Raw genomic sequence first — 24,670 nt, forward strand, 5'->3', positions numbered from 1 at the left:
TTTCTAAATTGTCAATCATAAGCAAAGAGATTAACAGTATGAATATACCAAATAAAAATCTTCCTGTCATTGCAGGAATTGAAATTACCAAAGACTCAGAAGATCGTTTCAACCTGAACGCATTACACAAAGCGAGTGGTGGTGACAATGCAAAGCGACCCTCTCTATGGTTACAAAACAAACAAACTAAAGAATTAATTGCAGAATTAGAAGCTAACTTATTGAAAAACAACCAAAGCAGAAATTCTTGCTCTGCTTATAAAGTGGTCAATACCGTTAATGGCGGTTCATCACCAGGTACATTTGCTCATGAACTTTTAGCGATAGAGTATGCTGGCTGGATTTCGCCAAAATTTAGATTAACAGTTAACCAAACATTCTTAGATTTTAAAGCGGGTAAATTAGCGCCTGTTGTGATAGACCCTATGGTTGCATTAAATGATCCGGCTGTAATGAGAGGCTTGTTGCTAAATTATAGTGAAAAAATCCTTGATCGTGACCATCAAATAGCAGAAATGAAGCCCGATGTAGCCGCCTTAGAGCGCATAGCTAAGTCAGATGGTGCTATGTGTGTGACTGATACAGCCAAGCAACTACAAATACGTCCCAAAGCGCTGTTTGATTTCTTAAGTGAAAATAAATGGATTTACAGACGATTAGGCAGCCCGTGGATTGGTTATCAGGACAAGATTCAACAGGGGCTGATTGAGCATAAAGTGACAACGATTACTCGAACTGATGGCATTAATGAAACAAAAACACAGGTTCGTATCACACCAAAAGGGATTGCTAAATTGGCAAAACTGTTAAGCGTGGAGGTGGCAGCATGAATAACGCTCTCTCTACGCTAACTTTTCAGAATTTTACCTTTAATCCTGTTGTTGATAGTGGTCAAATTTGGCTTACGTCTACTGAGCTTGCACAAGCATTGGGTTATAGCAGAACAGATAATGTCAGTCGGGTTTATTCGCGTAATGCAGATGAATTTACTGATTCAATGACAATGACCGTCAATATGACGGTCGTTAGAAAAACAGGTGAAATTGATATGTTGGTGCGGTTATTTTCACTTCGAGGTGCTCATTTGATTGCGATGTTTGCAACGACTCCAATAGCCAAACTATTTCGTAAATGGGTACTAGACATTTTGGATAGAGAACTTGATGGAAGTAATTTGGATGAGCATTTGCTGTTTAGAAATATCACAACAGCATTTACTCACATTAGCAGCATTAGGACGATATGGAATCAATCTCTTTCTCCATCATTGAGAAGATTAAATACAAAAATAGATGCGGAGTTAACAGGAAGATTAGCAGATCTACATGGTTCGGTGTTTAGTTCTTTAAGACACCTTGAAATGCATTCAACGGTAAAATTGATAAATTAATTTTATTAAAAAACAAAAAAGTCACTTAATCGTGGCTTTTTTTATTTATGGAGTCAAGTTAATGGATGAATTTAGATGGCGAACCCAGATACAAGACAGCCCAACGGGCGAGTTCAGGCATCGAATCAAAGAAGTGGAATTTGGTGATGGCTACAAGCAGGTGTCTGCCGATGGGATCCATCCCGAATCGCAATCCTGGCCTTTCTCTTATTTAGGCAAAAAAGCCGAAGTGATGCCTATCTTTGATTTTATTCGCCAACACACTATAAAGTCTTTTATCTGGATTCCCCCTTTTGGTGTTAAGGGAGTGTATCGGGTTAAAGTCGATTCGATCAAGATGACTCCGGTTGCGCGTGATGTCATGAAAATATCAGCCACGTTTGAGGAGGCTTTCTCAGCATGATAATCCATTCAGATGTGCAAAAATTAGAACCGGGTGAAAAAATTCAGTTGGTGGAAGTAGATGGCAGTGCATTTGGTGGCCCGGTTTTGCGTTTTCATGCTTACAACCTTCGTTACACCCCCGAGGAAATTGAAAAGGCAGAAGATAAATTAAAACCGAAGCCTATCTGGTGGCAAGGTAACGAATATGGCGCATGGCCTTATGAAATTTCGGGTTTATCAAAAAGTAGTGAAGGCAGCCAAGCCAGACCGATACTGAAAGTGGGTAATATTGATAGTCTGATATCATCACTGTGCCTGGAATTTGATGATATGGTTCAGGCAAAAGTAACCATTTATGAGACTTTTTCGCATTATCTGGATAGCAAAAATTTTCCTGATAATAATCCTACTGAGAATCCTGATGAATGCTTTAAGCAAGTATTTTATGTTGACCGAAAAAGTCATGAAGAAGCGGGGGGAATTATTCAGTTTGAACTGGCTTGCCCGTTTGATTTACAAGGCGTTATGTTGCCAGTACGTCAAATTCATCATCTCTGTTACTGGTGCATGCGGGGTTGGTATCGTTCAGGGAATGGGTGCGCCTATAATGGTAAACGCTATTTTGATGAGAAAGGCAATTCGGTGGATGACCCCGCCTTAGATGTTTGTGGTGGTCTGATGAGCGATTGTAAAAAGCGATTTGGTGAAAATGTGCCCTTGGATTTTGGCGGATTTCCTGCGGCAGGGTTAATACGATGATAACAAAAAGTCTTACCGAAGCAATATTTAATCACGTTAAAAGGGTATTTCCGCAAGAAGCCTGCGGGGTTATTTGCCAAAAGAGCCGTGTGAAACGCTATTTTCCTTGCCGTAATCTTGCTGCAAATCCCACTGAACAATTCGAATTATCACCGGAAGACTATGCCAATGCGGAAGACTGGGGACTGCCTGTTGCTATCGTCCATTCTCATTGTGGCGATGGCGTGACAACACACCCAAGTGAAATAGATAATCTGCAATGCGATGCCAGTGAATTACCGTGGGTAATTGTGTCGTGGCCTGAGGGGGATTTGCGTATAATTCAACCAAGAGGTGAGCGTGAATTAACGGGAAGAACGTTTGTTTTGGGTTACTCCGATTGCTGGACGCTGATTGTTGATTATTTTCGGCAAGAACACGGTATTACATTGAATAATTATAGTGTCACTTATCCATGGTGGGAGCAAGGTGAAAACCGTTATATGGAGAATTTCACCAAAGAAGGTTTTGTTGAAATTAATGGTGTGTCTGAAGTGGGTGATGTGGTCATTATGCAGGTTCAGGCTGATGTCGCCAATCATGCAGGTATTTTGCTGGATAACGGCATGCTACTGCATCATCTGTACGGGCAATTAAGCCGTGTCACGCCCTACAGTGATTACTGGCGTGACCGAACCGTCAAGGTTGTCAGAAGGAAAGAATGGGCATGAGTGAACTGAGAACAGTCAGGTTATATGGAAAACTGGGCACAAAATTTGGCCGCGTCCATCAACTGGCCATTAGCTCCCCAAAAGAAGCCATTAAAGCATTATGTGTGCTTTACTCAGGCTTTGCACGTTATCTGGCTGATGCGCATTTGAGAGGCGTCGAGTTTGCGGTCTTCAAGGGAAAGCATAATATCGGCGAAGATGAGTTTCACCTTGATACAACACAGGATATTCGTATTGCCCCGATAATTAAGGGAAGCAAAAACGGAGGACTGTTCCAAACTATATTAGGGGTAGCCATGATAGGCGCAGCAATGATGTTGGGGCCTGTTGGGTGGGCAGCCTTTGGGGCTGGCGGGTTTATGGGTGGTGCTTTAGCGTTAGGTGGGGCATCAATGGCATTAGGCGGTATAGCACAAATGTTGTCACCGCAACCGCCAGGAGCTTCGGTTCGTCAGGACGCCGATAATAAACCGTCTTATGCGTTTGGTGGTGCAGTGAATACGACGGCACAGGGTAATCCAGTGCCGTTGCTGTATACCTTGGATAGAAAAGAGATAGGTGGGGCAATTATATCCGCGGGGATTTACACCGAAGACCAAAGATAGCATTAATGATGAACTTTGAGTCGCTGAGGCGGCTTTTTTTTGTGGGTGAAATATGACAAATCTTATTTTCGGGGCAAAAGGGGGTGATGGCGGTGGGCATAAACCTGTAGAGTCACCCGATAGCTTGCTATCAGAATCAACCGCAAAATTACTCTTTGCTATCTCTGAGGGAGAAATTGCTGGCGGACTAGATGCTACCCGTATTTTTCTGGATGGTACGCCTATTGGTAATGCTGATGGCAGTAAAAACTTTGAGGGCGTGACGTGGGATTTTCGTCCGGGCAGTGAGCAACAGGAATACATCAAAGGCATTCCGTCAGTTGACAATGAGATTAGCATAAGCAGGGAATTAAAAGATGAAAAACCGTATATCAGGTCGATAAATAATATCCAGCTGTCAGCTATTCGGTTACGTTTCTCTGTACCACAACTTCTAGAACAACACGATAATGGCGATACCTCCGGTTACCGTATTGATTATGCCATTGACCTGTCAGCGGATGGGAGTGGCTACAAAGAAGTGTTGCGTGCTGCCTTTGATGGTAAAACAACCAGCGAATATCAGCGAACGCACCGTATCGATTTGCCTGTAGCCAAAACCGGCTGGCAATTGCGTGTTCGTCGCCTCACTCCTAACAAAAATACGGCGCGCATTGCCGATAAAGTGGTTGTTGCAGCCGTTACTGAGGTGATTGACGCAAAATTAAGATATCCTAATACTGCTTTATTGTTTATCACCTTTGACGCAAGACAATTTAATAATCGCATCCCCAAAGTCAGCTTGCGCCCCAAAGGTGGTTTACTGGTAAAAGTACCCTCAAACTATGACCCTGTAAACCGAACTTATTCGGGTGTCTGGAATGGAACTTTCAAGCTGGCCGCGACGAACAATCCCGCCTGGATTTTTTATGACCTGATTTTAAATAACCGTTACGGTTGTGGAGAACGGATTAATAGCACACAGATAGATAAGTGGGATTTATACCAGATAGCCCAGTATTGCGATGAAAATGTTCCTGACGGTCAGGGTGGTTCAGGTAAAGAGCCTCGTTTTTTATGTGATATTTATATTCAGTCTCAGGAATCGGCTTATCAGGTATTGCGTGATATTGCGGGTATTTTTAGGGGTATGACGTTTTGGGCGGATAATTCTGTCAAAGCGGTGGCTGATATGCCATCGGATATCTTTCGGATTTTCACGCAAGCGAATATCGTCGATGGAAAGGTGACCTATTCAGGCGGTAGTCAGCAAAACCGTTATACGCAGGTACTGGTTTCCTATTCGGATGCCGATAATCACAGTCATGATGCTATTGAGGCGGTCTCTGATAGCAAACTGCAGCGTCGTTATGGTGTGCGTAAAACGGATATTTCGGCGATTGGTTGCACTCGACAATCAGAAGCAAACCGACGCGGACGCTGGATATTATTAACGAATGCTTATGACAGGACGATAACCTTTTCAACTGGGCTGGAAGGTGCTATTCCAACGCCTGGGCAGATTATTGGCGTGGCAGACGCAAATCTTGCTGGCCGTATTATTGGTGGCAGGATTTCATCTGTTGATGAGAGAAAAATTACGCTCGACAGGAAGGCAGATATTAAATCGGGTGACAGACTTATCATTAACTTACCTGATGGAAAATCAGAAGCAAGAACAGTCCAGACGGTTAACGACAATATTATCACTGTAACAGCCCGTTATTCTCAACCCATTGAAAAAAATGCGGTTTGGACAATAGATGCCAACGACCTGGCAATTCAGCTTTATCGCGTAATTAGCATTCAGGACAATGCCGATAATACCTATACCATCACGGGGACTTTCCATAATCCAGATAAATATGAGCATATTGATGCTGGAGCCAGGATTGATAAAAGACCCATTACTGTTATCCCCCCTGGTGTCCAATTACCTCCAAAGAACGTACATATCTCTGCATATACCCATATCAATCAAGGGATTGCTGTTACAACGTTAAGAGTTGACTGGGATGCCACAGAAAATGCGATTGCCTATGAGGCACAATGGCGAAGAGGGAATAATAACTGGGTAAGTATACCTCGAACGTCAACACCGAGTTTTGAAGTTCAAGGGATATATGCCGGACGCTATCAGGTAAGAGTAAGAGCCATAAACTCATCGGATATCTCATCTATCTGGGCGAATGCTCCTGAGACAATACTGAAAGGTAAGGAAGGCGAACCTCCTGCACCTGTTAACTTCAGGGCTTCCACATTGGTATTTGGGATAAAATTAGACTGGGGATTTAACGAAAATACGGAAGACACGTTAAAAACAGAGATTCAGTACAGCGAAACCAATGACGGTGAAGGTTTGATGTTACTGGCTGATATACCTTATCCCTCAAAAAGCCATGAAATGTCAGGGTTGGCCGCAGGGACAGTCTTTTATTTTCGCGCAAGACTGGTTGATAAATCCGGTAACCAGTCACCGTGGACAGAATTTGTGCGGGGTGAGTCAGAATTTGATGCCAGCAGTATCATTAATGAAATTGACAAAAAAATTAATGATACGGAAGCCATTAAGCAGTTAAAAAAAGGAATAGATAGCAGCACAGAAGCCATACTGGAAAACGCGAAGGGACTCAACGGCAATACGCAGTACTTCATGCGTCAAAACGGCAAGATGAAGGCGGAAATCGTCAGGGTTGACAATTATGTGGTAACCGAGACTAAAGCCTTAGCCGAGTCTATCCATCAGGTCAGGGCAACAGCGGATAAGTCATGGGCAGCCGCTCAGAATTCGCTACAAGCTAAGTATGACATGAAAAAAGGTGAGGCTTCTGCAACGTGGAATTCGTTAGTCAAGATTCATTATGACGGTGTGGATTATGACACTGGCCTGGTGATTGGGGCTGAGCTCAAAAACGGCAAAGTAACGACTCAAATTGGCTTTAGTGCTCAAACATTTATCGTTTACAATCCGAGCAATGGCAAGTTAGAGCCAGTTTTTGCTATCAAAAATGGCCAAGTGATTTTTAATGATGCACTAATAAGTAAAGCCACTATTGAAAATATAATAGTTGGAATGGACTTGAGATCTAAAAATTATATTCCTGGGCAACGAGGAACACGAATAGATATGGTTAACGGTAATTTTGAGGTTAATGGTGTGTCATCTACATATCGGACAAGATTAACGAATAAAGGTTTTTATGTTTATTCAGGTAATACTCCAATTATTGAGTTAGGAGAATTTATATGATTGGATTAAGGATAACTAATCCTGATGGTTCATTCTTTTTATTTAATGAATTTACTGCGCCAGCGACTAACATCTGGACGCGAGCAGTATCTGAAGATTATGGAGATATTCTTGAACCAGACGGAGAATGGTTATCTTATAAGTGGACTTGTCCGAATGCTATTCCGGATGGATATAATTTTTATGTTATGCGACATGGGGCAATGGCTGGAATAACATTTACTGATATAGGTGGACGTATGTATGTGTCAGGTACAGAAGAAACATTCTGGCACAATCAGGGATCTGATGGAAAAGTAACTTTAAAAGGACTTAGCAGACTAAGTGGTGACGGAAAGTTTAAAAATAGAATACAAATTATCGCTTATCCTGATTATAAAAAATCATCATTGCCTATAAATTTAGGTTTGCGCATTAAAGGAAATGCAGTTTTTTTAAATGAAATACCTACCACTGGTTATGCTTATGCTTTTTATAAAAAAAAAATAACTATCAATGCCGAATTTATTCCTTCAATGATTTCACCAGATTTAACGATAGATAATGCTATTTATTTTTTTTATACATTAAATAGTAATGCGTATATTAGAACGGATTATGTACAACAAAGCATTTATGACCCAGGTAGACCAGTTCTTATAAGTACAGAAAAAAATGGTAGAGGAAATACTTCAGCAGAATATTATGTTGTGGCATTCAGATTGGCTAAAGGTGGAGAATTGGATACTGGATCTCATGGCTTACGTCTTAGAAACTCCAAAGGTGAAATCACTTTTAATTCAGAATATAATGTATTAACAAGACCTATCATGATAACTGGAACATCAATGTCTACTGGAGAAAAAAGAACAATTGAAAACATCAGAAGACCAATGTATTCGCCAAGCGCAGTAGGTCAATTTTTTTTTCGTACAGATGGAGGATATTTAGAGAATTTAAATATTTGTCATTATGATCAGACAGGTCTTAGTTTGAGTAGATTTAGAGTTATGTATAACTCTGCATACTACGGAGATAATACTACAGCAAGAACTAAAAATTCTATATTAGTATTGGATGCAGAAGATTATTTTAAGTTTTAATCAAAACACTTATTCTATTTATAACGGGAAATAAAAATGATTTATAAAGATGGCACCGTAACCGTTGTGTCAGGCTCTTCTATTGTCAAAGGCACAGGCACAAAATGGAACAGTAATAATCCGTTGGTATCACCTGGCATGTTAATGCTCATTAAAAACGGCGATATTAACTATCCTTACATGATATTAGCCGTTAACAGCGACACTGAATTAACGCTAGCAGATAAGCCGACTTTTAGCGCAACAGACACCACTTACACCATTAATCTCACTGAACCAAATAACAACAGTGATGCAGCAAGAGCACTTGTTGCTGCTAACACATACATCCTCTACTTTCTGCAAAACATGGATACCTGGATGGGGGAAAACGGTGTCGTTGAACTTACGCTACCCAGTGGCAAAACGGTTAAGTTAGAGTCAATCAAGGCACTGCAAGAATTAGTCGAAGGAAAAGCAGACTCAAGTGCTATCGATGAAATCAAGGAAACAGTAAAAGGCAAAGCAGATGCTAAAGATGTTGTAGAAATAAGCGAAAAGTTAGATAAAAAATTTGATAAAACGGGCGGTGAAATTAACGGTAATGTGCAATTAAATGCGGGAAAAATAAATTCAAAGCACGGGGATAAGGTTGTGTCCCATACCTTTCAGGATAAGGATGGTACCTTGATACAGATGGGTGATTTTGGATTAGGCGGTACAACTATTTATGAAAGAGGAAATGAATCGATAACAGGAGGCTGTGGTTTTTTTAGTAATCTTGGTTATGATGATGACCGCTTTGATGGTAAATGGGGTTCAGGAATTAGACTCCAGTATGATAAGAATAGTTTTTATTTTCTCTTTCTAGATGGTTATGGGAACACATGGACAGCTATCCATTTGGCGGATAAACAGTCTTTTAAGTTAAAAAAGCAATGGAGTGAAAATAACACAACGGTTGATGGTAATGGTTTTATCAAAAAAGCCTCACCGATTATTAAAATTTATCCTAATGGGCATTTTGAAACAAATGATAAGTCCGAAGGTGCGATTGTTCAACGAATCGATACAGGGAAATATTTAATTAATGGGGTGTTGGGGTATAATGCAGACGGTGCTTGGGGTGTGAATGGAGGTATTTCAGTGCCTAAAGATATTAATGGGTTAGAGCTTATTTATATCAAAGATAAAGTATTATCTGACGGTAATATTGAAATCCAGACTTTTCACCGACAACACCCCCATTTACCAGAAGATTTTCAGAACTGGCGGATTAAAGAAATTATTGATGGAAAACCCACTTATTATGTCGATGGTGAGCCGTGTGATATTCCACCCTCAACATGGCTAGATGTGAGGGTAGAGATGCCCGTTGATTCAATCTGGAATCAGCAACAAGCGCAAAAAGAATAGCCCCATCACAGGCCCATCATATTAGCAGCGTTGGAGGAAGTGGGTCAATTCCGCTTTATGCCAGTTTGATAGCGCACCATTTAGCATTAGCTGGTTATCCTGTGTAGTCTGAGATAACAAAGTTTCTATCTCATCGATAACTTTGTCAGCATTTTCACGTTTGCGAATAATTCGTTTAATCGCCGTTTTTTCTGCATCAGCTATCACATCTTGAAGCGCTTCCGTTACATGCCAGATACGCTCACATTCAGAAGCGATAGAAGGGACTAGTCTGACTTCCATTGGGTAAGGTGAGGGAATGCCGGTGACTTCTCTCAATGCATACCAGATAGCATTATTCCATGCATCTCTGAAACGAAAGTTTTGTGTCATAAGTGCAATGATACGGGCGAGATTTTGCGTATCTTTGTTGCTGAACTTTTCGTGAGCTTCTGTTTGGGGTTGGTATTTTGGTGCAGAATGTAGCTCTGATTCCATGCGGTTGAATTCAGCAATGTAGGCTTCCTTGAATTGTGCTGCTTTCTTTCCTGTAAAACCCATTACCAAGAATAAAAAACCGTCTTTGGTCATTTCGTAAGCTTTGGAATCACGCTTATTGAAACCAGCTTGAATCTTTACTACGACGGCCGAAAAGTTGGCCGTCTTAAATTCTCTAGAACAATCAAGAGATTCTATTTTTGCAAGAACATGTTTATGCAATTTTCCAAAGTAATCAGCAACGTCTTGAGACGTGGTAATAGCTTTGCCGTTATGAACAGTAACTTTAGGGTTAATAGCGGATAATTGAAGTGTCATAAGACCTCCGATGGTTACTTGATTTTACCACCACCAAGAGGTGCTAAGCTCATATTGGTGGTGAGCTGAACAGGGTTAGCACTACCGGAGTAACCGCCGGCCAGCTTTTCAGCTGCCCCATCCAGCCCACCATAGAATTTGTGGCTAGATTTGCGACAATAAAAAACACGCTCGCGGCGTGCATGTGTCGCGGTTACTAACACGGGGTGCTAAACCCGACACCTGATTTATCAGATGCAAATAAACTATAGCGCATGATTTCTTCTTTCGTCAATGGGTATTTTATATTCTTAGTTAAACGAATGACTAAGGTTATTTGGGAGTTAAAAAAGAGGGTGAATTTAAACTTAGATTTCAGTCAAAATTTGGTAAAATTAGAACTCACTATGAGCGGTAAGTAATTGATTTATAGTGAGTGAAATCACTTGTTTTTACGTGTAAATGCGTATATTAAATGAGATATATTTTTATAAGTAATTGATATTAATAGTTTATTGTATTCAAAGTCATCTAATGCGCCTTTAGCCCGCAGCTCATTTGATCTGCAACCATTTTGTAGCCGAACAGATGGTGGTGAAATGCCTTCATTTGAAGTCTCAATTGATTGTGATGTGCCGTATCGTACAGGTTATCAAGTTATTCTAGGTGTATGGACAATTTACGATACCGGAAATGCATTTTATCAAGTGATAGATGCTAATATGAAACCTTAGTTATTTTTACTAAAACTAAATATCATCAGATTCAACAACAATGTTAATCATGTTGGAGGCAAGTAAAAATTTGCCTCCATATTATTATCAGTTAAAAATGTCAGGGAATATTTGCTTATTTATTTTATAAAAATAATTTTTTTGGCTAGATAAATAAAATTTGACAAAAAATCATTTGATTTTATATATCACTCACTCAAATTATTTTCTATATTCGTCGATTATTGCGTTAGTGTTATTTTATTTTAATAAAAATAATTATTGCTTCAGGGAATAGAAGAGAAATGAAAAAAATATTAGTTTCTGCTGTTGTTGCCAGCATTTTTACCAATATTACTGTTAGTGCTAATGCTGCAGGAAAAAATACTCTATCATTGGATTATGCACAAAGTCATTTGCAATTTAAAGATGAAGAATTTAAGGATAAACCTAAGGGTGTTAATATTAAATATCGTTACGAAATTGACAATCACTGGGGCTTTATAGGTTCATTGACTTATACCCACCAAGAAGATTATTTAAAACTAAATAATATTAAGCTCACTGACGTAGATATATATTATTCTTCATTGAATTTTGGTCCAAGCTATCGTTTTAATAAAAATATTAGCATCTATGGTTTAATTGGTGCAGCGCGTGCTAGAATTGAGGCAAAATCACCACGAGTTTCTACTTTTAAAGATACTGAAACTGAATTAGTTTATAGGGTTGGTCTACAAATCAATCCGGTAAAAAACATAGCTTTTGACGTTGCTTATGAATACAGCAAATTATCTTTTGAACATTCTAATTTAAAAGATATCAAATTTGGAACCTGGATGCTTGGGGTTGGTTACCGGTTCTAATTTGGTTAGCAAAACAAAAACTCACTATAAGTCATCACTAATTGATTTATAGTGAGAAAGTGTTGGTTAAAATTGGTTTAACACATTAATAGATTAGTTTTTTATTTTAACAAATAAACTTAATAAAAATAAAACACTCGCACAAATCACAACCGAAGGCCCAGCTGGTGTATCGTAATAGGCAGACAATGCCAATCCAGCCGTCACAGAAAACATTCCGATTATTATAGCGGCTACTGCCATTTGCTCTGGTGTTTTGGCAAATCGTCTGCCAGTAGCGGCAGGAATAATTAATAATGATGTAATAATTAAAGCACCAACGAATTTCATGGCAATGCCTATGGTAAGGGCAGTAACCAGCATTAATAGTACTTTAAGCTGCTGTATTTTTACCCCATCAACAAAAGCTAAATCCTGATTAACCGTTATTGACAGTAAATTACGCCATTGCCAGACAATAATTGAGCATACAATAGTGACACCTATCGCAATTGAAAAAACATCTTCCGTCGTTACCGATAACAGATCACCAAATAAATAAGCCATCAAATCCATGCGAACATTGGCCATTAAACTAACGACTACCAATCCAAGTGATAGGGCACTATGTGCCATTATGCCTAATAGGGTATCGATCGCCAGTTGTGGGCGCTTTTCTAGCCAGGCTAATAAAATTGCCAGAATAAGTGTGATAGCAATAACAGCATAAAACAGATTTACATTGAGTAATAAACCAAACGCGATGCCCAGTAATGAAGCATGAGCGAGAGTGTCACCAAAATATGACATACGCCGCCAGACAACGAAAGAGCCTAGTGGCCCTGCGGCAATGGCCAGCAACATACCGGCTAACCAGCCAGGTAGTAATAGTTCAATCATGATGACAGCTCCCTGTAGATTTATCATCAATGTCATTATTTAAATCACATTGATGATTATGATGATGGTGGCGATAGATACCTATTTGTTCTACTCCACGATGGCCGAACATGACAATAAATTCGGGATCTAAAGCCACATCCTCAGGTCGACCAGAACAGCATATTTGTTTATTAATACAGAATACTTTATCAGTTTTTGCCATTACCAGATGGAGATCATGTGAGATCATAAAAACAGCGCAATTTAATTCGCTGCGAATATCGTCAATTAGATTATATAAAGCGACTTGACCGTTGATATCCACGCCTTGTGTAGGTTCATCTAAAACGATTAATTGGGGTTGATTAAGTAGGGCACGGGCAAGTAGAACACGTTGGGTTTCACCACCCGATAATTTTTGCATTTGTTGTTCGATAAGATGCTCGGCACCGACGCGTATTAAAGCCGGAATAATATGAGTGGCTTTTACCCCAGGTTTTAATGTCATAAAACGTTTAACTGTCAAAGGCATTGTGATATCCAGTGACAATTTTTGCGGTACATAACCGATGCGTAATTTTTCCTGGTAAATGATTTCTCCTTGACTGGGTGTAATGAGACCGAGGATTATTTTAGCTAGCGTAGATTTACCCGCGCCATTTGGCCCTAAGAGGGTTAATATTTCTCCAGCATGTAAATCAAAGGAGATGTTTTCGACAATTTGGTGTGGACCAAAACTAACAGCAATATTTTTTAAGCTTAATAGCGTTTGCATGATAAATAATTCTTGCAGGATGATTAAAATGTTATAATATAACAATATCAAAATTAGTCTATGGAAACTATCCTATGTTACACAAAACAAAAAAAATTGTTCAAAAAATTATGGGAAAAAAACGCATTCTTGCTGGACTATTATTCAGTTTTTTATCTACTGCTCATGCTGATGTTGTTACTTCAATTCGTCCGTTAGGTTTTATTGCCGCAGCTATTACTAATGGTGTCACTGATGTAAAAATATTATTGCCTGACGGTGCCTCACCCCATGATTATTCTTTAAAACCTTCTGATCTGGAAAAGATTAAGACCGCTGATCTTTTCATTTGGGTGGGATCAGACATGGAAACTTTTTTAGAGAAACCATTAGCACAGTTACCCACTCAGAAACGGATCGCATTAACCAATGATCCGGCTATTAAAACACGCTTATTAAAAAGTAGTGATGAAGGTACACCGGTAAATAGTAAAAGCGCTCATGATCACGATCACCATCATAATGTAATTCATAACCATCATTCACATGGTGAGTATAATATGCACATCTGGTTGTCACCAGACATTGCACGTATTGCCGCGAACATTATCCACCATCGATTAGTGGTTTTATATCCTAAGTATAAAAACCAGTTGGACGTAAACCTTCGTAAATTCGATGAGAAATTGACGCAAACTGATAAAAATATTGCTAAGATGTTACAGTCGGTTGGAGATAAGCGATATTTTGTTTTTCATGATGCTTATAGTTACTTTGAAAAACGTTATCATTTAGACTCATTAGGTTATTTTACTATTAATCCTATCATTCAGCCTGGCGCCCAAAGACTCTATCAAATAAGAACAATGTTGGCTCAGAAAAAAGCAGTTTGTGTTTTTGCTGAACCACAATTTAGGCCAGCGGTGATTAAAGCTGTTATAAAAGATACCGATGTACGAATGGGGACATTAGATCCATTAGGGAGCGGCATCGGATTAAGTAAGGATAGCTATGTAGAATTTTTAACAGCGTTATCTAATCAATTTAAGAGCTGCCTGGATAAAAACTAGAAGGAATTTAATACGTGCAGCAGATGGCGAAGACTATCGTTCAGGTATATGGCAATCTGCCTAAACCGCATAAAATTATGCTAGGCACATTGACTATAGCAACATTGGCTGTCGCAATTTGGCGGCCTGTTGTTATTCAGCCCGATGATAAAGATCAAAATGTCTCACAAGAATCGCCAATAAAATCGGGTATAATTCTTGGTAACAAAGATAATAGTGAAACCGATTCCAGCCAGGTAGATAGCTCAGATACTGATGATATTATCACCGATAGCAGCGAACAGTTACCCGATGAAGGGGTAACTGATGAAAAAGGCGCTGATACACCCGATGAACATGTTGTTTCAAACGGTGATAATCTGACTAGTATTTTAACCCAGTATGGTTTAGATGCTGGCGATGTTGCGGCACTTTCTAATCAACACCGCGCTTTGCGTAATTTGCAAATAGGGCAAACTTTAAGCTGGGAATTGAATAAAGATGGAGAATTACAGACACTAACATGGATTATTTCGCAGCGTGAAACACGTGTCTATATACGCCAAGGTAACTCCAGTACTTTTAATGAAGAGAAACAAATTCGTCAAGGCGTTTGGGCTGATAAAATTATCCAAGGTAAAATAAACGGTAATTTTACCTCTAGTGCAGTTAATGCAGGCTTAACTTATAACGAAGCACGTGAAGTGTCTAAAGCACTACAATGGCAGATTGATTTGCGTAAATTAAAATCTGGCGATAAATTTTCGGTCTTGCTAAGTCGCGAAATGCTTGATGGTCACAGTGAACAAAGTCGCTTATTAGGTGTTCATTTATTAACTAATGGTAAGAATTACTATGCCTTTCGAGCAGAAAATGGCCGCTATTATGATAGTGAAGCTAATGGCTTAGAGCGAGGTTTCTTACGTTATCCTACCGCTAAAACTTTTAGAGTCTCTTCTCCTTTTAGTTTGCGTCGTGTAAATCCAGTAACAGGACGTCCTGCTCCTCATCAGGGAGTAGATTTTTCTATGCACGTTGGGACGCCAATACTAGCGGTGGGTGATGGTGAAGTTATTGTGGCGAAATATAGTGGAGCGGCCGGTAATTTTATTGCTATTCGCCATGGTCGTCAGTATACCACTCGCTATATGCATCTACGTAAATTATTGGTTAAACCAGGTCAGAAAGTAAAAAGAGGTGAACGCATTGCATTATCAGGTAATACTGGACGTACTACCGGCCCGCATCTTCATTATGAATTATGGTTTAATCAACGCGCAGTCAATCCATTAACAGCTAATTTACCTCACTCAGGTGGATTAACAGGGAAAGATCGTCAACTCTTTTTGGCGTCCGTGAAAGAAAATAAATCGAAACTGGTAACCAATTAATAAAATTTTTGTTAGCTAATTAGGTTGTGAAACAGCATTTTATTTACTGCCGTAATTATTTTTATGTAAATCATAAGGTTAATATTATAATGTGTCTCAGACTTTAGATTTTTATACGTTGTATTTGAGTGTACTAATGAATAAAGAACAGGATACAGATAGTAAACTTGGTTATATTCCTACTTTTCATCGTATTTACCTACATCCCAAATATTGGGGGATGTGGGGTGGTGCGTTGCTATTAGCAATTACAGCTTATTTACCGACTAAGTTACGCGATCCATTACTGGCAAAAATAGGTAAGCTAATTGGTAGATTAGCAACAGGTTCGCGTAGGCGGGCAAAAATTAATTTACTCTATTGTTTTCCTGAATTGACAGAGCAACAAAGAGAAAAATATGTTGATGAAATGTTTGCTGTGGCACCGCAATCTTTTGCTATATTGGCTGAATTAGTTTTACGTGGCGTAGATAAAACTTTAGCGCGAACACATTGGCATAATGAGCAGATTATTGAACGACTGAAAGAACAACAACGTAATATTATTTTTATGGTACCACATGGCTGGGCGGTTGATATTCCGGCCATGTTATTGGCGGCTCGAGGCCAAAAAATGGCGGCCATGTTTCATCATCAAAAGGATCCAGTGGCCGATTATTTATGGAATAAAGCCCGTCATCATTTTGGTGGTCGTTTACATTCTCGCGAAGCGGGTATCAAACCGTTTATTGCCAGTGTTAGGCAAGGTTATTGGGGATTTTATTTACCTGATCAAGATCATGGTAAAGAACATAGTGAATTTGTTGATTTTTTTGCAACCTATAAGGCAACCTTACCGGCAGTAGGGCGTTTGAAGAAGGTATGCCAAGCGGAGATTGTGCCATTATTTCCGGTTTATGATTATAAAACTCATCAATTACATATTTATATTCGTGAACCAATGGCTGATATTGCACAACAGAGTAATCACTATATTGCCAGGCGTATGAACGAAGAGTTGGAATATTTAGTTAAACCTTATCTAGCGCAATATACCTGGATATTAAAATTATTAAAAACACGCAAAGCCGGTGAAATAGAGCCATATTGTCGTAATGATCTTTATCGATAAAGATACCGCTTGATAGTTTATCAAGCGGTTAAATAGTTGTTGGTTTAGTATGTTAATTTCGTTATCTTTATATTTTTATCCTGATAACCGAATGGCAAATAGGTCTGTTTAAAACCGATTTCGCCTCTGGTTGCGCTAATATTTCCATTATAATGATTGACCAGATGCTTAGCGGAAATATACATACCTGATAGCCTGGATGTACCTATGTCTGTATTTGCCATAATGTTACCTTCATTAACGATATGATCAGCATTTATACTCATAATATTGTGAGTTATGATCGAGCCTTGATTATGTAAATTTAATCCTTGACCATTAAAAATAGTCAGTTTATTAGCATAAATTTGGCTGCCTTTGCCGATAGTAAATTTTGTTGCTATTTTTTCGCCCGCCATAATTCCCTTGTTGTCAAAATCAAGATAGTAATAATTATTATAATTACCAACGGCATAATATTGTTCAGCGACATGAATATTAGCATTATTCTTTAATTGTAGTTGGCCGGCATAAACAGATAGTTTGCTTAGCAAATTACTTTTTTGATTGACAAAATTGTCGTTGCTCTGGATACCTTTGCCAGTAAAAATTATTTTTCCTTTATTTGTATGATAGCTAATAGTTTTTTCAATATAAAACATTCGTCCGGCAACCAGATCGACTTCAGTTGCGTTAGTAAATTGGCAATCATTGCAGATAATACCATTAGGATTGATAATAACGACCTTGGCTGGAGTACCTTTTACATTTAACTGACCGTTTAAATAGGTTATTTCGTCATGGGTGATTTCATTAATAATAATTTTTGCTGGGCCTGTTTTCTGATTAATCATATTTTGATTTCTGGTCGCATCATTATTAAGGTGTGTTATATAGTCTTTTCCAATATTAAAGTGCTGATATTTATTATGTGAAACACCATAATTATCGGGTGCTTTAATATCAATATTGTTCTCACGCAAATTATATATTCTAGTTTTATTAGCTTTATTTTGATCTTGTAATGAATTTATTCTTTCGTTGTTTGCGAATGCTGTTGTTGATAGTAAACTAATTGTCAAAATAGAATAAATAAACATATTCTTTTTAATTATCATATTAAATCCTTTTAAATGTATAGTGTATTTAATTTGTTATCAATGGGTTTTAGTTCATTGATAAAAATGCCACTTAATATTTTACCAAGGTGTTTAATATAGTAATAACAGATTATTTATAATATATTGTCACTATTTATTTTTTTAATTTTATAACTATTATTAAGGAAAGTAGCCTTATAGATGAAATAAGGCTTACTGATAAAAAATATTAAATATTTTTTTAGTCAATTAAATTATGGCTAAGCAACTAATTAATTTTAGGAAAAACCTTTTTTATATTTATATCAAAATAACCTTTTCCCTTATAAGTTTCAAGCGTAACGATACCTTCAGATGCTTTAATGCCGGCATCTTGGTGATTAATTAAATGTTTAGTCGTAATGTTTATTGAAGATGGAATGATATTTTTATTATTCTCAATAGTGCCATAAGCTGCAATTATATGTTTATTAGCGATATGATCTGCTTTAATTGATAGATCACCTATATCCTCCTTATTAGCAGCAACCGTAATTGCACCATTATTATTTAAATATGTACCTTCACTAGTAAAAATTCTTAGTTGATTAGCGTGAATTTGGCTGTTTTTCTCAAGTGTAAATGTTGTTTTTTCGCCGGCTAAACCTAAACTTCTTCTATTACTATAATTATTAAAAGCATCAATTTTAGTTTTTACATTACCAATAACATAAAATTGCTTAGCGACATTAACTTTGGCACCATTATTAAAACGAACATTTCCTGCGTATACCGTGAGATTGGATAAAAATTTGCTCTTTTCATCTATTGATGAACGTCCATTCCCCCATATACCTAAACCTGTAAAGATTATTTTTCCTTTATCTGTCTGATAACTTATTTTTTTATTTGCATAGTTCATTTTACCGGCAACTAAATCAACGCCAGTTGTATTGCTAAATTGGCAATTGTTGCAGCTGATGCCATTAGGATTAACAATAACAATTTTTGCTGGTGATCCTTTTATTTCGAGCAAACCATGTAAATTTGTTTTTTCGGTGGAGTTAACTTGATTAATAATTAATTTCGCTGATTGTGATCCTAGAGTAAGCATATTTTTATTTTGCTTTGAATCATTATTAAGCTGCACGGTTATGCCTTTTCTCGTATTAAATCGTAGAAATTGATTATGTGATACGCCATTATTGTCTGGCACATTAATATCAATATTAACTTCACCTTGATTAGATATTATAAGTTTATTTGATTTATTTTTTTCTGATAGAGAATCAATTATTATTCCGTTATATCTTATTCCTTTATTGGTTGCTAATGTTGGTGTTGATAATAGACTAAGAACTAATAAGGAATAGGCGAAGTTATTTTTTTTGTGCATATTAAAATCCCTTTAATAAATAAATGCTAAAGAAAGTCTTTTTCTTTAGTGAGAAGAAAAGTAAAAAAATTCAGTTATTTTGTCAATTAAAATCTAAATTTTATTAGTTTAATTAATTTAATATTTAATTATTTTATATTATCTTTTTTCTAATTCATAGGTAAAAAATAATAATGACTAAATTATAAAAATATAATAAAAGAAAATGATAGTTATAGCTTTAGGTAATAAAAACCCCGTATATATAACGGGGTTAAATATATTAATAGCATGGAATTATTCGACTTTTAATATCCGGCAGGTATTGGTGCTACCAATCTGACCCATTTGGTCGCCTTGTGTGACTAGGACCAAATCAGCAGGTTGAATATAATTTTTTTGCCGCAGGCATTGGATAGCATTTTTAACGGCATTAATAGTGTTAGTCTCCTTATTACAATAAATTGGTGTTACACCACGATAAAGGGCACACTGATTTAATGTTTTTTCATGATAAGAAATAGAAAAGATGGGTAAACCTGAGCTGATCCGAGACATCATACAAGCTGTACGGCCTGATTCTGTCATGGCTATAATCGCTTTCACCCCTTTTAAATGATTGGCTGCGTACATAGCTGACATAGCAATTGCTTCTTCAATGTTGTCAAATAGGTCATCGAGGTCAGGTTTAGCAATATTGATGTCAGCCATTTTTTCTGCGCCAAGGCAAACCCTAGCCATAGCTTCAACAGTTTCAGCCGGATATTGGCCCGCCGCTGTTTCAGCAGATAACATAACCGCGTCAGTCCCATCCAATACAGCATTAGCAACGTCCATCACTTCAGCCCGAGTTGGCATCGGATTCGTAATCATTGATTCCATCATTTGCGTGGCAGTGATGGCGATACGGTTTAGCTGGCGTGCCCTCCGTATCAGTTTCTTTTGTACACCGACCAATTCCGGATCGCCGATCTCGACGCCCAGATCGCCTCGAGCAACCATGACCACATCGGAGGCTAAAATAATTTCGTCAATAACTTTATCACTGGCAACCGCTTCAGCTCGCTCTATTTTAGCCACAATTTGACAATCACAACCCGCTTCACGAGCTAAGCGGCGAGCATAATTTAGGTCTTCAGCACAGCGGGGGAAAGAAACCGCTAAATAATCGACACCAATCTGAGCTGCGGTCAAGATATCGGCTTTGTCTTTTTCTGTTAATGCTTCTGCCGATAGGCCACCACCAAGTTTGTTGATCCCTTTATTATTTGATAGTTGTCCACCAACCGTTACTTCGGTTAGAATCTGTTGATCTTTTACCGTAAGTACCTTTAATTGAACTCGTCCATCATCAAGTAACAGAATATCGCCTGGTGACACATCATTGGGTAGACCTTGATAGTCAATGCCGACTTTTTCTTGATTACCTTCACCCTTGGCTAAATTGGCATCTAAAGTAAATTTATCACCAATATGAAGAAAAATTTTTCCTTCTTTAAATGTTGAAACGCGAATTTTAGGTCCTTGTAAATCACCAAGAATAGCGACATGCTGTACTAACGATTTTGCAAGTTCACGTACTTTTGTTGCGCGTTGTAAGTGATCTTCCGCTGAGCCATGAGAAAAGTTTAGACGAACAACGTTTGCGCCGGCTTTAATCACTTTTTCCAAATTATTATCACGATCAGTCGCGGGACCGAGAGTAGTAACAATTTTCGTTCTTCTAAGTCGTCTCGACATTTATAACTCCGTTGACTTATTAAAATTGGTGTTGGTAGATAGGTTATTACACAGAAATGAAATTAATCCCTTTATTAAAGTGTGCTGTTGTATCATTTAAATGCCTTAGATAGAGAGAATATTTTTTGTAATAAAACGAACAGATTTATAGTTTACTAATATTGATCTGCTTTACTTAATGTAAATAGCACTAGAGCTTATCAAGATATGTATTATGTAATATATCTTTTACGCGCTTTAAGTTATCTCTAAAATTTTGCCTTCGACGTAAAATAAAGCCTGTTGCTAACATATCTATTAATGTCAATTGTGCTAGTAGTGATACCATCAGCATGTAAATATTGGCATATGCTGCTCGGAAACCTATACCAAAGAAAGCGATCTTTTTTATTTGGGTTAATAAGTCTATAGCACGATTAATTCTTGTGGTATTTAGGTTATCTTTTACAATACCTAATTCAGCGATAGCTGATTGAAAAACTTTTTGCCTATAGGAAATGACAGTAACATCTTGATCAAGCAGACGGCTAAAGTAAGATGCCCCATTGGGGAGGCTTTTTGTTAATCGTAATTTAAAATTAGGAAAACCTTTAGTATCCATTCTACGACAAAGACGGTTTACAGTAGTTTCGCTCACATTAGCCAATTTAACTAGGGCTGCGATACAAAGATGGATAGCATTTTGCGGGTTTACAAGTATTAAATTGGCAACTTTCTTTTCTGATTTATTGAGATTCTCAAAGCTATTATTTATTTGTTCTAATATGTTCATACTAAAAAGCGACCTGTTTTACTAATATTGCAAAAGAGTGGAGTCCTGTTACTTGAGTCAAAATATACTACGCGTTGTTTGGTCAGTAATGAAAAAAAGAAAGTTATTAACTGGATTTTATTAAAAATATGACGGGCGTCTAATTTACTTTGCATTTTAGTTTAATAAATATGAAGACGTAAAAATTATATATAACTAATCAAATTTGTTGCGAATTATTTTTTAAGCAAAATAAAATATCGTGGTTTTGTTTACCTGATCGAGTCAAAGAGGTACATTTATTTTCTCGATTGAAGCTATTACAGCACTATAAAATTGGTGTTTAAGGAGAATCCCCTATCATGGCGATTAATAAAGCTGTCCAGGCATGTAATTTAATTATTTTCGGCGCAAAAGGAGATTTGGCTCGCCGCAAATTATTGCCTTCCCTTTATCAATTGGAAAAAACGGGTTATATCCATCCTGATACACGTATTATAGGTATTGGCCGAGCTGAATGGGATGCTGCCGCCTATATGAAGGAAGTTAGAGAAGCGTTAAAAACTTTTTTAAATGAGAAAATTGAGCCTGATTTATGGCAAAAATTAAGTGAGCGTCTTGATTTTTTTAATTTAGATGTTCAGGATTTGAACAAATTTAATTCATTAGCTAAATATCTTGAAGGCGATAGCAAACCAGCTATATATTATTTTGCTATGCCACCAACGACTTTTGGTGCTGTTTGTCATGGTTTAGGCCATGCCTGCCTTAATAAAAAGCCTAATCGGGTTGTTATGGAGAAACCATTAGGCAGCGATCTTGCATCTTCCCAAGAAATAAATAATGAAGTTGCTAAGTATTTTAAAGAGAGCCAAATTTATCGTATTGATCACTATTTAGGTAAAGAAACAGTACTCAATTTATTAGCATTACGTTTTGCCAACTCTTTATTTATTAATAATTGGGATTATCGAGCGATTGATCATGTCCAGATCACGGTTGCTGAAGAAGTTGGTATCGAAGGACGTTGGGGTTATTTTGATCAGGCTGGGCAGATGCGTGACATGGTTCAAAATCATTTATTACAAATCCTGACGATGATTGCTATGTCACCGCCTGCGGAATTAACTGCAGATCGTATACGGGATGAGAAAGTTAAAGTATTGCGTTCATTACGACGCATTGATTATAGTAATGTGCGTGAAAAAACCGTACGAGGTCAATATACATCAGGTTCTGTTCAAGGTAAAAAAGTAGCCGGCTATCTTGCAGAGGAAGGTGCAAATACATCAAGTAAAACCGAAACTTTTGTGGCCATTCGGGTTGATATAGATGATTGGCGGTGGGCGAGTGTACCATTTTATTTAAGAACAGGCAAACGGTTAGCGGCAAAATGTTCTGAAGTAGTGGTTTATTTTAAAAAACCGGCGTTAAATATTTTTTCTGATTCTTATCAGGATCTACCACAAAATAAATTAACTATTCGGTTACAGCCTGATGAAGGAATAGATATAGAAATTTTAAATAAAGCGCCGGGGCTTGAGCATAAACATCATTTACAGACGACAAAATTAGATCTGAGTTTTTCTGAAACATTTAATCAAATCCACTTGGCTGATGCATATGAACGCTTATTACTAGAAGCTATGCGGGGCATCCAAGCACTGTTTGTCCGTCGAGATGAAGTAGAGGAAGCATGGAAATGGGTAGATTCTATTATGGAAGCTTGGGCAAAGGATAATGAACCGCCTAAACCCTATCAAGCTGGTACATGGGGACCGGATGCTTCTGATGTGATGATCACCAAAGATGGCCGCTCATGGAATGCGTTTGAATAGTTTTAATCTATTTGTAGGGTAATATGCTGAGGTTTATTACCCTTACAGTGGTAAGATTTTTGCATTTTAGCTGGAATTTATTATAATTATTTGAGTAAATACAATGGTTATGATATAAATAGCTTAGTATTTATTCTATCAATAGTGAGGATTCATAGTATATCATACGGATGGCCGTGTGATGCATGAATAAAATATCATGTCTAGCGCCAAAAGCGTCAAAAATCAACGTAGTAGCTATCATCTTTTCTTATCAAATATATCCATTATTTCTAGTGAACATCACTGGTGTGGTGCTTTGTAGCGTCTCCTGTCGCTAATCGGTTTTATCGATAATTGGTTTTTAATTTAAATCATCACTGAGTTATTACCACGTTAGGTATTTATCTATTGCTTTGATGATTGTCAATAACAGGAGAATATAATGATTTATTGGATATTTTTAGCATTAGCAATTGTCGCAGAAGTTATTGGTACTTTATCAATGAAACATTCCAGCGTCAGCGGTGATCTGACTGGTTTATTGGTAATGTATTTTATGATTGCGTCATCTTATATATTACTGGCGATGGCGGTAAAAAAAGTTGCTCTTGGAGTGGCTTACGCTCTCTGGGAAGGTATTGGGGTCATTTTTATAACAGCATTTAGTGTTCTGTTATTTAATGAATCATTATCGCCAATGAAAATTATTGGATTAGCGTTACTTATTGTGGGGATAGCGCTTATAAAATCGGGTACAAAAAAAGCAAGTTCATTACAGGCGATCAAGCAGGAAAAAAAAATCACGCCAAAAATGCCATTAAATAGAATGACTAAAGTCGTAAAGGAGGCATAA

General features: G+C 37.6%; 23 protein-coding genes and 1 pseudogene. 16 read left to right on the forward strand and 8 right to left on the reverse strand.

The features are described from left to right. Positions 1–38: 38 nt before the first annotated feature. The 9 genes from ArsFIN_RS08525 to ArsFIN_RS27395 all read left to right on the forward strand — a co-directional run bounded on the left by ArsFIN_RS08525 (position 39) and on the right by ArsFIN_RS27395 (position 9,554). Positions 39–830, forward strand: a complete 792-nt coding sequence (locus ArsFIN_RS08525) for a phage antirepressor KilAC domain-containing protein (RefSeq protein ID WP_081700698.1) — start codon at positions 39–41, stop codon at positions 828–830. Beyond that, positions 827–1,390 (forward strand): BRO-N domain-containing protein, encoded by a 564-nt coding sequence (locus ArsFIN_RS08530; RefSeq protein ID WP_051297132.1) that lies wholly within the window; start codon positions 827–829, stop codon positions 1,388–1,390. Before ArsFIN_RS08525 ends, ArsFIN_RS08530 begins: the two co-directional genes overlap by 4 nt. Positions 1,391–1,451: 61 nt before the next feature. Next, positions 1,452–1,793 (forward strand): phage tail protein, encoded by a 342-nt coding sequence (locus ArsFIN_RS08535; RefSeq protein ID WP_026823714.1) that lies wholly within the window; start codon positions 1,452–1,454, stop codon positions 1,791–1,793. Continuing rightward, positions 1,790–2,533, forward strand: a complete 744-nt coding sequence (locus ArsFIN_RS08540; RefSeq protein ID WP_026823713.1) for a phage minor tail protein L — start codon at positions 1,790–1,792, stop codon at positions 2,531–2,533. Before ArsFIN_RS08535 ends, ArsFIN_RS08540 begins: the two co-directional genes overlap by 4 nt. Then, entirely contained in the window at positions 2,530–3,243 is a 714-nt protein-coding gene (locus tag ArsFIN_RS08545) for a C40 family peptidase (RefSeq protein WP_026823712.1), read from the forward strand. Before ArsFIN_RS08540 ends, ArsFIN_RS08545 begins: the two co-directional genes overlap by 4 nt. Continuing rightward, positions 3,240–3,848: a tail assembly protein gene (locus tag ArsFIN_RS08550; protein WP_026823711.1), complete on the forward strand. Its 609-nt coding sequence runs from the start codon at positions 3,240–3,242 to the stop codon at positions 3,846–3,848. The genes ArsFIN_RS08545 and ArsFIN_RS08550 overlap by 4 nt, the downstream gene beginning before the upstream one ends. Positions 3,849–3,900: 52 nt before the next feature. Continuing rightward, complete coding sequence (locus tag ArsFIN_RS08555; protein ID WP_034250102.1) at positions 3,901–7,077, forward strand: host specificity protein J; 3,177 nt, start codon at positions 3,901–3,903, stop codon at positions 7,075–7,077. Next, positions 7,074–8,159 carry a hypothetical protein gene (locus ArsFIN_RS08560; protein WP_026823710.1) on the forward strand — a complete coding sequence of 362 codons (1,086 nt, stop codon included), beginning with the start codon at positions 7,074–7,076 and terminating at the stop codon, positions 8,157–8,159. The genes ArsFIN_RS08555 and ArsFIN_RS08560 overlap by 4 nt, the downstream gene beginning before the upstream one ends. A gap of 36 nt (positions 8,160–8,195) precedes the next feature. Beyond that, complete coding sequence (locus ArsFIN_RS27395; RefSeq protein WP_246067396.1) at positions 8,196–9,554, forward strand: phage tail fiber protein; 1,359 nt, start codon at positions 8,196–8,198, stop codon at positions 9,552–9,554. A 21-nt stretch (positions 9,555–9,575) separates the two neighbouring features. Here the strand turns inward: ArsFIN_RS27395 and ArsFIN_RS08570 are convergent, their stop codons facing one another. Then, the gene (locus tag ArsFIN_RS08570) at positions 9,576–10,349 is read right to left on the reverse strand and encodes a Rha family transcriptional regulator (protein ID WP_026822534.1); all 774 of its coding nucleotides are present in this window, start codon (positions 10,347–10,349) and stop codon (positions 9,576–9,578) included. A 14-nt stretch (positions 10,350–10,363) separates the two neighbouring features. Next, complete coding sequence (locus ArsFIN_RS08575) at positions 10,364–10,552, reverse strand: hypothetical protein (protein ID WP_026822535.1); 189 nt, start codon at positions 10,550–10,552, stop codon at positions 10,364–10,366. A gap of 309 nt (positions 10,553–10,861) precedes the next feature. Here ArsFIN_RS08575 and ArsFIN_RS08580 point away from each other — a divergent pair. Beyond that, positions 10,862–11,062: pseudogene (locus ArsFIN_RS08580) on the forward strand (lytic polysaccharide monooxygenase); the annotation flags it as partial. Between the two features lie 284 nt (positions 11,063–11,346). Further along, positions 11,347–11,907 carry an Ail/Lom family outer membrane beta-barrel protein gene (locus ArsFIN_RS08585; RefSeq protein ID WP_026822537.1) on the forward strand — a complete coding sequence of 187 codons (561 nt, stop codon included), beginning with the start codon at positions 11,347–11,349 and terminating at the stop codon, positions 11,905–11,907. 93 nt (positions 11,908–12,000) lie between these two features. Here the strand turns inward: ArsFIN_RS08585 and znuB are convergent, their stop codons facing one another. Together znuB and znuC are read right to left on the reverse strand one after the other, a co-directional pair. Beyond that, positions 12,001–12,786, reverse strand: a complete 786-nt coding sequence (gene znuB, locus ArsFIN_RS08590; protein ID WP_026822538.1) for a zinc ABC transporter permease subunit ZnuB — start codon at positions 12,784–12,786, stop codon at positions 12,001–12,003. Further along, a complete protein-coding gene (znuC, locus tag ArsFIN_RS08595) occupies positions 12,779–13,543 on the reverse strand; it encodes a zinc ABC transporter ATP-binding protein ZnuC (protein ID WP_026822539.1) in 765 nt (254 codons plus the stop codon). Before znuC ends, znuB begins: the two co-directional genes overlap by 8 nt. A gap of 74 nt (positions 13,544–13,617) precedes the next feature. Here znuC and znuA point away from each other — a divergent pair, with 74 nt between their 5' ends. From znuA to lpxM, 3 genes are all read left to right on the forward strand, one after another. Continuing rightward, positions 13,618–14,592: a zinc ABC transporter substrate-binding protein ZnuA gene (gene znuA / locus ArsFIN_RS08600; protein ID WP_026822540.1), complete on the forward strand. Its 975-nt coding sequence runs from the start codon at positions 13,618–13,620 to the stop codon at positions 14,590–14,592. Between the two features lie 14 nt (positions 14,593–14,606). After that, positions 14,607–15,962 (forward strand): murein DD-endopeptidase MepM, encoded by a 1,356-nt coding sequence (gene mepM, locus ArsFIN_RS08605; protein WP_026822541.1) that lies wholly within the window; start codon positions 14,607–14,609, stop codon positions 15,960–15,962. 136 nt (positions 15,963–16,098) lie between these two features. After that, the gene (gene lpxM / locus ArsFIN_RS08610) at positions 16,099–17,073 is read left to right on the forward strand and encodes a lauroyl-Kdo(2)-lipid IV(A) myristoyltransferase (RefSeq protein ID WP_026822542.1); all 975 of its coding nucleotides are present in this window, start codon (positions 16,099–16,101) and stop codon (positions 17,071–17,073) included. Between the two features lie 44 nt (positions 17,074–17,117). Here the strand turns inward: lpxM and ArsFIN_RS08615 are convergent, their stop codons facing one another. The 4 genes from ArsFIN_RS08615 to ArsFIN_RS08630 all read right to left on the reverse strand — a co-directional run bounded on the left by ArsFIN_RS08615 (position 17,118) and on the right by ArsFIN_RS08630 (position 22,018). After that, positions 17,118–18,170 carry a two-partner secretion domain-containing protein gene (locus ArsFIN_RS08615; protein WP_026822543.1) on the reverse strand — a complete coding sequence of 351 codons (1,053 nt, stop codon included), beginning with the start codon at positions 18,168–18,170 and terminating at the stop codon, positions 17,118–17,120. 250 nt (positions 18,171–18,420) lie between these two features. Then, positions 18,421–19,527 carry a two-partner secretion domain-containing protein gene (locus ArsFIN_RS08620; protein WP_026822544.1) on the reverse strand — a complete coding sequence of 369 codons (1,107 nt, stop codon included), beginning with the start codon at positions 19,525–19,527 and terminating at the stop codon, positions 18,421–18,423. A 276-nt stretch (positions 19,528–19,803) separates the two neighbouring features. Beyond that, entirely contained in the window at positions 19,804–21,246 is a 1,443-nt protein-coding gene (gene pyk, locus ArsFIN_RS08625) for a pyruvate kinase (protein ID WP_026822545.1), read from the reverse strand. Positions 21,247–21,436: 190 nt separating this feature from the next. Beyond that, positions 21,437–22,018 (reverse strand): MurR/RpiR family transcriptional regulator, encoded by a 582-nt coding sequence (locus tag ArsFIN_RS08630; RefSeq protein WP_026822546.1) that lies wholly within the window; start codon positions 22,016–22,018, stop codon positions 21,437–21,439. Positions 22,019–22,359: 341 nt separating this feature from the next. On the opposite strand from ArsFIN_RS08630, the gene zwf reads away from it, so the two are divergent. Next, entirely contained in the window at positions 22,360–23,835 is a 1,476-nt protein-coding gene (gene zwf / locus ArsFIN_RS08635; protein ID WP_026822547.1) for a glucose-6-phosphate dehydrogenase, read from the forward strand. 424 nt (positions 23,836–24,259) lie between these two features. Beyond that, the gene (gene mdtJ / locus ArsFIN_RS08640; RefSeq protein ID WP_026822548.1) at positions 24,260–24,670 is read left to right on the forward strand and encodes a multidrug/spermidine efflux SMR transporter subunit MdtJ; all 411 of its coding nucleotides are present in this window, start codon (positions 24,260–24,262) and stop codon (positions 24,668–24,670) included.

The organism is Arsenophonus nasoniae (assembly GCF_004768525.1).
Lineage (GTDB): Bacteria > Pseudomonadota > Gammaproteobacteria > Enterobacterales > Enterobacteriaceae > Arsenophonus > Arsenophonus nasoniae.